Here is a 13,312-nt window from a genome sequence, read left to right on the forward strand (position 1 = left end):
GACAGATACCCTCTTCCTTCAAGGAAGAGGGTTAAATAAGGAAAGAAGATGATTGAACAATTTTTCAGACCCGACTCTGTCGAACAGGCGCTGGAACTGAAGCGCCGCTTCCAGGATGAAGCCGTCTGGTTCGCCGGGGGCAGCAAACTCAACGCTACACCAACCCGTACCGATAAAAAGATTGCCATTTCCTTACAGGATCTGGAACTGGACTGGGTTGACTGGGATAACGGTGCACTGCGGATTGGCGCAATGTCTCGCTTGCAGCCACTGCGTGATGCGCGATTTATTCCTGCAGCACTGCGTGAAGCCCTCGGTTTTGTTTACTCACGCCATGTTCGTAATCAGTCGACCATTGGTGGCGAAATCGCCGCCCGGCAGGAAGAGTCGGTGCTGCTTCCCGTCCTGCTGGCACTGGATGCTGAACTGGTTTTTGGCAACGGCGAAACGCTGTCAATTGAGGACTACCTGTCCTGCCCATGTGATCGTCTGCTGACAGAAATCATCATTAAAGATCCGTATCGCACCTGCGCGACTCGCAAAATTAGCCGTTCCCAGGCTGGGTTAACGGTGGTGACTGCGGCCGTTGCATTAACCGACCACGACGGTATGCGAATTGCGCTGGATGGCGTCGCCAGTAAAGCACTGCGTTTGCACGATGTCGAAAAACAAAATCTGGAAGGTAATGCACTGGAACAGGCCGTCGCCAACGCCATTTTCCCGCAGGAAGATTTGCGGGGCAGCGTGGCCTATAAACGCTATATCACAGGAGTTCTGGTAGCCGACCTGTATGCCGACTGCCAACAGGCTGGGGAGGAAGCCGTATGATTATCCACTTTACTTTAAATGGCGCGCCCCAGGCATTAACCGTTAATCCTGGCGAAAACGTGCAAAAGCTGTTGTTTAACATGGGAATGCACTCTGTACGCAACAGTGATGATGGTTTCGGTTTTGCCGGTTCTGACGCAATTATCTTTAACGGTAATATCGTCAACGCATCCCTGCTTATTGCCGCACAGTTAGAAAAAGCAGACATTCGTACCGCAGAATCGCTGGGCAAATGGAACGAGTTAAGTCTGGTTCAACAGGCAATGGTTGATGTCGGTGTTGTACAGTCCGGTTATAACGATCCGGCTGCGGCGCTGATTATCACCGATCTTCTCGATCGCATCGCTGCACCTACCCGCGAAGAGATCGACGACGCGCTTTCTGGTCTGTTCAGCCGCGATGCAGGCTGGCAGCAATACTACCAGGTCGTTGAACTGGCGGTTGCACGTAAAAATAACCCACAGGCCACGATTGATATCGCCCCGACTTTCCGCGACGACCTTGAAGTCATTGGTAAGCACTATCCTAAAACTGATGCAGCGAAAATGGTGCAGGCGAAACCCTGCTATGTTGAAGACCGCGTAACGGCTGACGCCTGCGTCATTAAAATGTTACGTAGCCCACACGCTCACGCACTGATTACCCATCTGGATGTCAGCAAAGCCGAGGCTTTACCGGGCGTTGTTCACGTTATTACTCACCTGAATTGCCCGGACATCTACTACACACCTGGTGGTCAGAGCGCGCCGGAACCGTCACCACTTGACCGCCGCATGTTCGGCAAGAAAATGCGTCATGTCGGCGATCGCGTTGCTGCAGTCGTTGCTGAAAGTGAAGAAATTGCGCTCGAAGCACTGAAGCTCATCGACGTTGAATATGAAGTGCTTAAACCGGTAATGTCGATCGACGAAGCAATGGCGGAAGATGCACCTGTCGTGCACGATGAACCGGTGGTGTATGTCGCTGGTGCGCCAGATACTCTGGAAGATGACAACAGTCATGCAGCCCAGCGCGGCGAGCATATGATCATTAACTTCCCTATCGGTTCTCGCCCACGCAAAAATATCGCCGCCAGTATTCATGGTCATATTGGCGATATGGATAAAGGCTTCGCCGATGCCGATGTGATCATTGAGCGAACCTATAACTCAACTCAGGCGCAGCAATGCCCGACTGAAACACATATCTGCTTTACCCGCATGGATGGCGATCGGCTGGTTATTCACGCCTCCACTCAAGTACCGTGGCACTTACGCCGCCAGGTTGCGCGCCTTGTAGGTATGAAACAACATAAAGTTCATGTCATTAAAGAACGCGTAGGCGGCGGTTTTGGTTCCAAACAGGACATCCTGCTGGAAGAAGTGTGCGCCTGGGCAACCTGCGTGACCGGGCGTCCGGTGCTGTTCCGCTACACCCGTGAAGAAGAGTTTATTGCTAACACTTCTCGTCACGTCGCGAAAGTCACCGTCAAACTGGGGGCGAAAAAAGATGGTCGCCTGACGGCAGTGAAGATGGATTTCCGCGCCAACACAGGTCCTTACGGCAACCATTCACTCACCGTACCGTGTAACGGGCCGGCTCTGTCGCTGCCGTTATATCCGTGCGATAACGTCGATTTCCAGGTCACCACCTACTACAGCAACATTTGTCCAAATGGTGCTTATCAGGGTTATGGCGCACCGAAAGGTAACTTCGCGATCACCATGGCATTAGCGGAACTGGCTGAACAGTTACAGATCGACCAACTGGAAATTATCGAACGTAACCGGGTACACGAAGGGCAAGAGCTGAAAATTCTCGGTGCAATCGGTGAAGGTAAAGCGCCGACCTCCGTTCCTTCCGCCGCCAGCTGCGCACTGGAAGAGATCCTGCGTCAGGGTCGCGAGATGATCCAATGGTCTTCACCGAAACCGCAAAATGGTGACTGGCGCATCGGTCGTGGCGTTGCCATTATCATGCAAAAATCGGGTATCCCGGATATCGATCAGGCTAACTGCATGATCAAACTGGAATCTGATGGCACCTTTATCGTTCACTCCGGTGGTGCGGATATCGGAACCGGCCTGGATACTGTGGTGACCAAACTGGCGGCAGAAGTGCTGCACTGCCCGCCGCAGGACGTGCATGTTATCTCCGGTGACACCGACCATGCGCTGTTTGATAAAGGCGCGTATGCCTCGTCCGGTACTTGTTTCTCAGGCAACGCGGCGCGTATGGCTGCGGAAAATCTGCGGGAGAAAATCCTGTTCCACGGTGCACAAATGTTGGGTGAGCCACTGGAAGATGTTCAACTGGCAACGCCGGGCGTCGTGCGCGGTAAGAAAGGCGAAGTGAGTTTCGGGGATATTGCCCATAAAGGCGAAACCGGTACTGGCTTTGGTTCGCTGGTGGGAACAGCCAGTTATATCACGCCTGATTTCGCCTTCCCGTATGGTGCAAACTTTGCTGAAGTTGCCGTCAACATGCGTACCGGTGAAATCCGCCTGGACAAATTCTACGCCCTGCTGGATTGCGGTACGCCGGTCAATCCGGAGTTAGCGTTGGGACAAATCTACGGCGCCACCCTGCGTGCTATCGGGCACAGTATGAGCGAAGAAATCATTTATGACGCCGAAGGTCACCCGTTAACCCGCGATTTACGCAGTTACGGCGCACCGAAAATTGGCGACATCCCACGTGATTTCCGTGCCGTACTGGTGCCGAGCGACGATAAAGTCGGCCCGTTCGGGGCGAAGTCCATCTCGGAAATTGGCGTAAATGGCGCAGCACCAGCAATTGCTACTGCAATTCACGATGCCTGCGGCATCTGGTTACGCGAATGGCATTTCACTCCGGAGAAAATACTCACCGCGCTGGAAAAAATATAAGTAATAAATGGCCGCTTCGGCGGCCTGGATTGCTGACAAATGCGAAATTGCCTGATGCGCTGCGCTTATCAGGCCTACATGTCGACTGCAATATATTGAGTTAGCATGATTTGGTAGGCGGATAAGGCGTTCACGCCGCATCCGGCATGAACAAAGCGCGATTTATCAACAATCTGTTACCGCTTCGGCGGCCTGTTTCTCTATTTGAACGATGACTAAATAGTAACTGCGAAAATGAGATAAGCCGTTCTCAAGGCGTCCTGCGCCCCAAATTCGTGGGTATTTATTTTACTGATTCAGATGATCAAATTTACTTTAAAAGGAGTGAAGGGATGTCTGATATAAACCATGCAGGTTCCGACCTTATATTTGAACTGGAGGATCGCCCTCCCTTTCATCAGGCTATTGTTGGCGCAATTACCCATCTGTTGGCAATTTTCGTTCCGATGGTGACTCCCGCATTAATTGTGGGTGCGGCCTTACAACTTTCCGCAGAAACGACCGCCTATCTGGTTTCAATGGCAATGATCGCCTCCGGCATTGGAACATGGTTACAGGTAAACCGTTATGGCATCGTAGGTTCCGGTTTACTCTCCATTCAGTCAGTCAATTTTTCATTTGTTACCGTCATGATTGCGCTGGGCAGCAGCATGAAAAGCGACGGTTTCCACGAAGAATTAATCATGTCGTCGCTGCTTGGCGTTTCCTTCGTTGGCGCATTTCTGGTTGTCGGTTCTTCTTTTATCCTGCCTTATCTACGTCGGGTTATCACCCCCACCGTCAGCGGCATTGTGGTGCTGATGATCGGCTTAAGCCTGATTAAAGTCGGCATTATCGATTTTGGCGGTGGATTTGCAGCCAAAAGCAGCGGTACGTTCGGCAATTACGAACATCTCGGCGTTGGTTTATTGGTTTTGATTGTGGTGATCGGCTTTAACTGCTGCCGTAGTCCGTTGCTACGCATGGGCGGGATCGCCATTGGGCTTTGCGTCGGCTATATCGCGTCGTTATGCCTTGGCATGGTGGATTTCAGCAGTATGCGCAACCTGCCGTTAATCACTATCCCACATCCGTTCAAATACGGGTTTAGTTTCAGCTTCCATCAGTTCCTGGTGGTCGGCACGATTTATCTACTTAGCGTGCTGGAGGCAGTAGGCGATATCACCGCCACGGCAATGGTTTCCCGCCGTCCTATTCAGGGAGACGAATATCAGTCACGGCTGAAAGGTGGCGTGCTGGCAGATGGTCTGGTCTCTGTTATCGCCTCCGCAGTCGGTTCATTACCATTAACCACCTTTGCGCAAAATAACGGTGTTATTCAGATGACCGGCGTCGCCTCACGTTATATCGGGCGAACCATCGCGGTTATGTTGGTTATCCTCGGGTTATTTCCGATGATCGGCGGCTTCTTCACCACTATCCCCTCGGCAGTTCTGGGGGGTGCAATGACGTTAATGTTTTCCATGATTGCCATTGCCGGTATCCGCATCATTATCACCAATGGCTTAAAACGCCGTGAAACACTTATCGTCGCCACCTCATTAGGTTTAGGTCTTGGTGTTTCCTACGATCCCGAAATTTTTAAAATATTGCCTGCCTCTATTTATGTATTAGTTGAAAACCCTATTTGTGCAGGCGGGTTAACTGCGATTTTATTAAATATTATTCTCCCTGGTGGCTACCGACAGGAAAACGTTCTGCCTGGTATTACCTCAGCGGAAGAGATGGATTAAAAGTAAAGGAGTCAATGATGTCAGGAGAACACACGTTAAAAGCAGTACGAGGCAGTTTTATTGATGTCACCCGTACAGTCGATAACCCGGAAGAAATCGCCTCTGCACTGCGTTTTATTGAGGATGGTTTACTACTCATTAAACAAGGGAAAGTGGAATGGTTTGGCAAATGGGAAGACGGAAAGCATCAAATTCCTGACACTATTCGCGTCCGTGATTATCGAGGCAAACTGATAGTTCCGGGCTTTGTCGATACACATATCCATTATCCGCAAAGTGAAATGGTCGGTGCCTACGGTGAGCAGTTGCTGGAATGGTTGAATAAACACACATTCCCCACAGAGCGTCGTTATGAGGATTTAGAATACGCCCGCGAAATGTCGGCGTTTTTCATCAAGCAGTTATTGCGCAACGGCACAACTACGGCGCTGGTGTTTGGGACTGTTCATCCGCAATCCGTTGATGCGCTGTTTGAAGCCGCCAGTCATATCAATATGCGTATGATTGCCGGCAAGGTGATGATGGATCGCAATGCGCCGGATTATCTGCTTGATACCGCAGAAAGCAGTTATCACCAAAGCAAAGAACTGATCGAACGCTGGCACAAAAATGGACGTCTGTTGTACGCCATTACACCGCGCTTCGCACCGACTTCATCTCCCGAACAGATGGCAATGGCGCAACGCCTGAAAGAAGAGTTTCCTGATACGTGGATACATACCCATCTGTGTGAAAACAAAGATGAAATTGCCTGGGTGAAAGAACTTTATCCTGAACATGATGGTTATCTGGATGTTTATCACCAGTATGGCCTGACCGGTAAAAACTGCGTCTTTGCTCACTGCGTCCATCTGGAAGAAAAAGAGTGGGATCGTCTCAGCGAAACTAAATCCAGCATCGCGTTTTGTCCAACCTCCAACCTTTATCTCGGTAGCGGCTTATTCAACTTGAAAAAAGCATGGAATAAGAAAGTCAAAGTCGGCATGGGGACTGACATTGGTGCCGGAACCACCTTCAACATGCTGCAAACACTGAACGAAGCCTACAAAGTGTTGCAGTTACAGGGCTATCGTCTCTCAGCATATGAAGCGTTTTACCTTGCCACGCTCGGTGGCGCGAAATCTCTGGGACTTGACGATCTGATCGGCAATTTTATACCAGGCAAAGAGGCTGATTTCGTGGTGATGGAGCCTACCGCCACGCCACTGCAGCAATTGCGCTATGACAACTCTGTTTCTTTAGTCGACAAATTGTTCGTGATGATGACGTTGGGCGATGACCGTTCTATCTATCGCACCTACGTTGATGGTCGTCTGGTGTACGAACGTAACTAATAATAAACCTCGTGAGGACATCATTATGTCTGGAGACATCCTACAAACACCGGACGCACCAAAGCCACAGGGCGCGCTGGATAATTATTTTAAAATTACCGCCAGAGGCAGCAGCGTTCGCCAGGAGGTACTGGCGGGTCTGACTACATTCCTCGCTATGGTTTACTCCGTTATCGTAGTGCCGGGAATGCTGGGTAAAGCAGGTTTTCCTCCCGCAGCGGTCTTCGTTGCCACCTGTCTGGTCGCAGGCTTCGGCTCTCTGCTGATGGGGTTATGGGCTAACCTGCCAATGGCGATTGGTTGCGCCATTTCCTTGACGGCGTTTACCGCATTCAGTCTGGTACTCGGGCAACAAATTAGCGTTCCTGTCGCACTGGGCGCGGTATTTCTGATGGGCGTCATCTTCACCGCCATTTCCGTAACCGGTGTGCGTACCTGGATCTTACGTAATTTGCCGATGGGTATCGCTCACGGTACAGGTATCGGTATCGGGCTGTTTCTGCTGCTGATTGCTGCTAACGGTGTGGGTATGGTTATCAAAAACCCGATTGAAGGCTTGCCAGTGGCGCTCGGTGCGTTTACCTCCTTCCCGGTGATGATGAGCTTGCTGGGGCTGGCGGTCATCTTCGGTCTGGAGAAGTGTCGCGTACCCGGCGGGATCTTGTTGGTGATTATTGCAATTTCGATCATCGGCTTAATCTTTGACCCAGCGGTGAAATACCACGGTCTGGTGGCGATGCCAAGCCTGACTGGCGAAGATGGTAAGTCTCTGATTTTCAGCCTCGATATTATGGGCGCACTCCAGCCAACTGTACTTCCGAGTGTACTGGCATTGGTGATGACCGCAGTGTTCGACGCTACTGGCACCATCCGTGCCGTCGCCGGTCAGGCGAATTTGTTGGATAAAGACAACCAGATCATCAACGGCGGCAAAGCCCTGACCAGTGACTCAGTAAGTTCAATATTCTCCGGTCTGGTGGGCGCAGCGCCCGCAGCGGTTTATATCGAATCAGCGGCAGGAACCGCCGCCGGGGGTAAAACAGGGTTGACCGCAACCGTAGTGGGGGCGTTATTCCTGCTGATTCTGTTCTTATCACCTCTGTCATTTTTGATCCCTGGTTACGCCACTGCACCCGCTCTGATGTACGTAGGTTTGCTGATGTTAAGTAACGTCTCGAAGCTCGATTTCAATGACTTTATTGATGCGATGGCAGGCCTGGTATGTGCGGTTTTCATCGTTCTGACCTGTAATATCGTCACCGGTATTATGCTGGGCTTTGTGACACTGGTCGTAGGCCGCGTCTTTGCACGCGAATGGCAAAAGCTGAATATTGGTACGGTTATCATTACCGCCGCACTGGTCGCGTTTTACGCAGGTGGTTGGGCAATCTAATAGACTCCCCGCGCCTTTCAGCGCGGAGATTTCTTTCAGAGAGGATTCTCACCGCTGGCAGCAAGACGCTGCTGGCGGACTTGCCTGAGTTCTCTCTCAGTCATCAACTGCAACGCCTGCGTTGGGCAGGACTCAACGCACGCAGGTCCCTCTTGCCGCTGTTCGCAAAGATCACATTTCACGATGAGTTGACGAGTATGACCGGGCAACGACTGAACAGTGATCATCCCAAACGGGCACGCACTGACGCAACTCTGACAGCCAATACAACGGGCAGAATTGGCCTGCACCACCTGCTCGCCTATCGTCAGCGCCCCCACAGGGCAAGCACCAACACAAGGGGCGTTTTCGCATTGATGGCACATCACCGGCGCACTAATGTTGTTCAGACGCTGCACTTTTAAACGTGGGAGAAAGAAACTAGCATTCAACTCCTGTTCTAACGGATGGGCGACCACGCAAGCCACTTCGCAAGTACGACAACCAATACAGTCAGTTGAATTAACGATAATTAACGATTTCATCGCGATGCCTTCGTATTAAACATGGCTAACATATCGTGTGCTGCCTGTCTTCCTGCGGCCATTGCAGTGACGACCAGATCCGCGCCATGAACAGCATCACCACCAGCAAAGACTTTTCTCAGATGCGTCTGGGTGGGTAAATACCCGACGTCGCCGGTTTGAATCAGCCCCCATTTATCGAGCTTAACGCCACTGCCCTGCAACCACGGCATGGCATGTGCCTGGAACCCAAAGGCCATAATCAGCACATCGGCGGGCAGTTCAAACTCAGATCCCGCCACCGGACGTGGACGACGGCGACCATCAGGTTCCGGCTCACCCATTGCGGTACGAATCAAACCCACTGCTTTTAAGCGCCCGTCATCATCAAGAGCGATATATTGCGGCTGAACATTGAACTGAAACTCAACGCCTTCTTCTCGCGCATTAACCACCTCTTTTCGCGAGCCGGGCATACTGACTTCATCACGCCGATAAGCACAGGTCACACTGGCGGCCTTCAGGCGAATGGATGTGCGCAGGCAATCCATTGTTGTATCGCCGCCCCCCAATACGACAACTCGCTTACCTTCTACATCCGTCAGCGGATACTCTGCAGACTCTGGCAGCCCCATCAACTGGCGGGTATGGGCGGTCAGGAACGGTAGCGCCTGAATGACACCGGGCGCATCTTCATGCGGCAGATCCGCTCGCATCATCCCGTAAGTCCCCACGCCGAGGAAAACGGCATCATATTCCGCCGTTAATTCGTTGAAAGAGATATCACGGCCAATTTCACAGTTGAGATGAAAGTCGATCCCCATCGCGGTGAATATCTCCCGCCGCTGGCTTAACACCGCTTTATCGAGCTTGAAAGGAGGAATACCAAAGGTCAACATGCCGCCAATTTCTGGATGGCGATCAAAGACATCAACATGAACGCCAGCGCGCACCAGAATATCGGCACACCCCAGCCCTGCTGGCCCTGCGCCAATCACCGCCACTCTTTCCATACGCGGAACGACCTGGCTGACATCGGGACGCCAGCCCATCGCCAGCGCGGTATCGGTGATGTAGCGTTCCAGATTACCGATAGAGACTGCGCCAGAGTGATCTTTCAAAGTACATGCACCTTCACAAAGACGGTCCTGTGGACATACCCTGCCGCAGATTTCTGGTAAGGAGCTGGTCTGGTGGCAGAGTTCTGCCGCTTCAATAATCTTCCCTTCCTGTACCAGACGGATGTAATCCGGAATGGCGTTATGCAGCGGGCAATGCCAGTTGCAGTTGGCTTTTTCGGCACAATAAACACAGCGGTCACTCTCATAAGTCGCTTGTTGCGGATCCAGTCCACAATAGATTTCGCCAAAGTGGGTTTTCCGCTCACTCGCTGAAATTTTATCTGCACCTTTACGCGGGTTAACGGGGAGCAACGCTGCACGGCGAGATGACTGAGCATCTGATGACACCTTTCCTTCTGCCGTTTTGCGCTGGCGGGTCATCTTTATCTGCTGTAACTCTTTATCATCCATCAGGCGTAATGCCTGCGTTGGGCAGACCTCAATACAGGCTTGAACGCCGGAACTGCGCTGGTTACAAAGGTCGCATTTCTGCGCAATAGAACCGACCATCTCGATTACGCCAAAGGGGCAAGCGATTGCGCATCTTTTACAACCAATACACTTTTGCTCGTCCAGTTGTACGCTATCAGGCTGGAAAGTCAGAGCATTTACCGGGCAAACCGTAACGCAGGGGGCATTATTGCAATGATGACAGGCCACTGGATTCGCGTGCAGGCCTTTCCCAACAACGTGAATACGGGGTTTAAAGTCACTGTGGCTCTGCGGCCAGTTTTCTTGGTTGTGTGCCGCCGCACAGGCAATTTCACAGGCATGACAGCCTATACATTCCGCAGCTTCAGCAGCGATAAACTTATTCATTTGCATCCCTTTCATTTGATGAGTTATGTCTTCTCAAATGTCGCAATGCAATAAACGGGCATATATTATAAAACGTGTCCGCTTTAATGATATTTTGCGACTGAGGTCAAATTATTACCCCTCAATCTGTGCCGCTTTCATTAATTAAACATCGTTGCTGAAAACAGAGTAATCCAACTCAAAAACATTAAATGCGAGAGTGCGATATGCCAGAATGATTAAAGACATATCAATATGAGAAAATTAAAGATAATTCCATTATCTGATTCTTTTCTCATTTTCTCGGTTTAACCACGATTATGTGATTGCCTCCGCAATTCCTGTCTCTAACTTCCCTTCCTCGTTAAAACTGGCATCCCACGAGCATGTAATTAAACAGTTTTATTAACGTAAACGGTTGCTTTTAACTCTGGCGAGCGAAAGGAGAATGACTGATGAGCGCCATAGATTCCCAACTTCCCTCATCTTCAGGGCAAGACCGCCCCACCGATGAGGTTGACCGCATATTATCACCAGGAAAGTTGATCATACTCGGTCTGCAACACGTACTTGTGATGTATGCAGGTGCAGTCGCTGTTCCACTGATGATTGGTGACAGACTCGGCCTTACCAAAGAGGCGATCGCGATGCTTATTAGCTCCGACCTCTTTTGCTGCGGTATCGTCACACTTTTGCAATGCATTGGCATCGGTCGTTTTATGGGGATTCGCCTGCCCGTTATTATGTCGGTGACCTTTGCTGCTGTAACGCCAATGATAGCTATCGGGATGAACCCGGATATCGGCCTGCTGGGGATTTTTGGCGCAACCATCGCAGCAGGATTTATCACCACATTATTAGCGCCGCTTATTGGTCGCTTAATGCCTTTGTTCCCACCGCTGGTTACCGGTGTGGTTATTACCTCTATCGGGCTGAGTATTATTCAGGTGGGCATTGATTGGGCTGCGGGAGGTAAAGGAAATCCGCAATATGGTAATCCCGTTTATTTAGGAATCTCCTTCGCAGTCTTAATTTTCATCTTGCTTATTACTCGCTATGCAAAAGGATTTATGTCCAATGTCGCCGTATTACTGGGGATTGTATTTGGCTTTTTACTTTCGTGGATGATGAATGAAGTCAATTTATCCGGGCTGCATGATGCTTCGTGGTTTGCGATTGTTACGCCGATGTCGTTTGGTATGCCGATTTTCGACCCCGTTTCTATTTTGACCATGACCGCAGTACTCATCATCGTATTTATTGAGTCGATGGGGATGTTCCTGGCACTGGGTGAAATAGTCGGTCGTAAGCTCTCTTCGCACGACATTATTCGCGGGCTGCGCGTGGATGGCGTAGGAACCATGATCGGCGGAACGTTTAACAGTTTTCCGCATACATCTTTTTCACAAAACGTCGGTCTGGTCAGCGTGACGCGCGTTCATAGCCGCTGGGTGTGTATTTCTTCGGGGATTATTTTAATTCTGTTCGGCATGGTGCCCAAAATGGCGGTGCTGGTGGCTTCCATTCCGCAATTTGTGCTGGGCGGCGCGGGGCTGGTGATGTTCGGCATGGTGCTGGCTACAGGGATTCGGATTCTGTCGCGCTGTAACTACACCACCAACCGTTACAACCTCTATATTGTGGCAATCAGTCTCGGCGTTGGCATGACTCCGACGCTTTCTCACGATTTTTTTTCTAAATTACCGGCCGTACTGCAACCGTTGCTGCATAGCGGCATTATGCTCGCAACCCTTAGCGCCGTTGTGCTGAACGTCTTCTTTAATGGCTATCAGCATCATGCTGACCTGGTAAAGGAATCCGTCTCTGATAAAGATCTAAAAGTCAGGACAGTACGTATGTGGCTTCTGATGCGCAAGCTGAAGAAAAATGAGCATGGAGAATAATATGAATCTTTTAATGCGCGCTATATTCAGTCTGTTATTACTCTTAATGATCTCCATTCCTGTCATTTCTGACTGCGTTGCAATGGCTATTGAAAGCCGCTTCAAATATATGATGTTGCTTTTTTAAATGGTCTTTCTCTGTCGGCATCCGCTCAAAACGGGCGGTTGTCGATAAACGCTCACTTGGTTAATCATTTAACACTTCTGTTATCTATAATGACGAGTGATTAGAATTACATGTGAGAAATTATGCAAACGGAACACGTCATTTTACTGAATGCACAGGGAGTCCCTTCGGGTACACTGGAAAAATATGCTGCACACACGGCAAATACCCCCTTACATCTCGCGTTCTCCAGTTGGCTGTTTAATGCCAAAGGGCAATTATTAGTTACCCGCCGCGCACTGAGCAAAAAAGCATGGCCGGGTGTGTGGACAAACTCGGTTTGTGGGCATCCACAATTGGGAGAAAGCAACGAAGACGCGGTGATCCGCCGTTGCCGCTTTGAACTGGGTGTGGAAATAACATCACCAGAACCGGTCTATCCTGACTTTCACTACCGCGTCACCGATCCGAGTGGCATTGTCGAAAATGAAGTGTGCCCGGTATTTGCCGCACGCGTGATCAGCGAGTTACAGCCCAACAATGATGAAGTGATGGATTATCAATGGTGTGATTTAGCAGATGTATTACGCGGTATTGATGCCACGCCGTGGGCATTCAGCCCGTGGATGGTGATGCAGGCAGCCAATAGCGAAGCCAGAAAACAATTGTCTGCATTTACACAGCTTAAATAAAAAACCCCGACGGTTGCCGGGGTTATGTGCTTA

General features: G+C 50.5%; 11 protein-coding genes. 8 read left to right on the forward strand and 3 right to left on the reverse strand.

Annotated features, from left to right (window positions below):
* The first annotated feature begins 48 nt into the window (after positions 1–48).
* From ygfM to ghxQ, 5 genes are all read left to right on the forward strand, one after another.
* Positions 49–828 (forward strand): molybdopterin-dependent oxidoreductase FAD-binding subunit, encoded by a 780-nt coding sequence (ygfM, locus tag RGV86_RS08255; protein ID WP_000572432.1) that lies wholly within the window; start codon positions 49–51, stop codon positions 826–828.
* Positions 825–3,695 carry a molybdopterin-dependent oxidoreductase Mo/Fe-S-binding subunit gene (locus RGV86_RS08260; RefSeq protein WP_085461129.1) on the forward strand — a complete coding sequence of 957 codons (2,871 nt, stop codon included), beginning with the start codon at positions 825–827 and terminating at the stop codon, positions 3,693–3,695. The genes ygfM and RGV86_RS08260 overlap by 4 nt, the downstream gene beginning before the upstream one ends.
* Positions 3,696–4,027: 332 nt before the next feature.
* Positions 4,028–5,428, forward strand: coding sequence for a xanthine/proton symporter XanQ (xanQ, locus tag RGV86_RS08265; RefSeq protein WP_001280173.1), 1,401 nt, complete (start codon positions 4,028–4,030; stop codon positions 5,426–5,428).
* 17 nt (positions 5,429–5,445) lie between these two features.
* Positions 5,446–6,762 carry a guanine deaminase gene (gene guaD, locus RGV86_RS08270; RefSeq protein WP_010347969.1) on the forward strand — a complete coding sequence of 439 codons (1,317 nt, stop codon included), beginning with the start codon at positions 5,446–5,448 and terminating at the stop codon, positions 6,760–6,762.
* A 25-nt stretch (positions 6,763–6,787) separates the two neighbouring features.
* The gene (ghxQ, locus tag RGV86_RS08275; protein WP_085461131.1) at positions 6,788–8,155 is read left to right on the forward strand and encodes a guanine/hypoxanthine transporter GhxQ; all 1,368 of its coding nucleotides are present in this window, start codon (positions 6,788–6,790) and stop codon (positions 8,153–8,155) included.
* Positions 8,156–8,190: 35 nt separating this feature from the next.
* On the opposite strand, the gene RGV86_RS08280 is transcribed toward ghxQ, so the two are convergent.
* Both RGV86_RS08280 and ygfT read right to left on the reverse strand, forming a co-directional pair.
* Positions 8,191–8,679, reverse strand: a complete 489-nt coding sequence (locus RGV86_RS08280; RefSeq protein ID WP_085461132.1) for a 4Fe-4S dicluster domain-containing protein — start codon at positions 8,677–8,679, stop codon at positions 8,191–8,193.
* A complete protein-coding gene (ygfT, locus tag RGV86_RS08285) occupies positions 8,676–10,598 on the reverse strand; it encodes a formate-dependent uric acid utilization protein YgfT (RefSeq protein WP_085461133.1) in 1,923 nt (640 codons plus the stop codon). The genes RGV86_RS08280 and ygfT overlap by 4 nt, the downstream gene beginning before the upstream one ends.
* 434 nt (positions 10,599–11,032) lie before the next feature.
* Between ygfT and uacT the strand changes: the two genes are divergently transcribed.
* Positions 11,033–12,481, forward strand: a complete 1,449-nt coding sequence (gene uacT / locus RGV86_RS08290) for a urate/proton symporter UacT (RefSeq protein ID WP_010347966.1) — start codon at positions 11,033–11,035, stop codon at positions 12,479–12,481.
* Between the two features lies 1 nt (position 12,482).
* Complete coding sequence (yqfG, locus tag RGV86_RS08295) at positions 12,483–12,608, forward strand: protein YqfG (RefSeq protein ID WP_016159664.1); 126 nt, start codon at positions 12,483–12,485, stop codon at positions 12,606–12,608.
* Here yqfG and RGV86_RS08300 read toward each other — a convergent pair.
* On the reverse strand, positions 12,605–12,676 hold the full coding sequence (locus RGV86_RS08300; RefSeq protein ID WP_123056740.1) for a hypothetical protein: 72 nt from the start codon (positions 12,674–12,676) through the stop codon (positions 12,605–12,607). The two genes, yqfG and RGV86_RS08300, sit on opposite strands and share 4 nt — an antisense overlap.
* A gap of 54 nt (positions 12,677–12,730) precedes the next feature.
* Here RGV86_RS08300 and idi point away from each other — a divergent pair, with 54 nt between their 5' ends.
* Positions 12,731–13,279, forward strand: a complete 549-nt coding sequence (idi, locus tag RGV86_RS08305; RefSeq protein WP_001192779.1) for an isopentenyl-diphosphate Delta-isomerase — start codon at positions 12,731–12,733, stop codon at positions 13,277–13,279.
* Positions 13,280–13,312: the final 33 nt, after the last annotated feature.

The organism is Escherichia ruysiae, assembly GCF_031323975.1.
Taxonomy (GTDB): domain Bacteria; phylum Pseudomonadota; class Gammaproteobacteria; order Enterobacterales; family Enterobacteriaceae; genus Escherichia; species Escherichia ruysiae.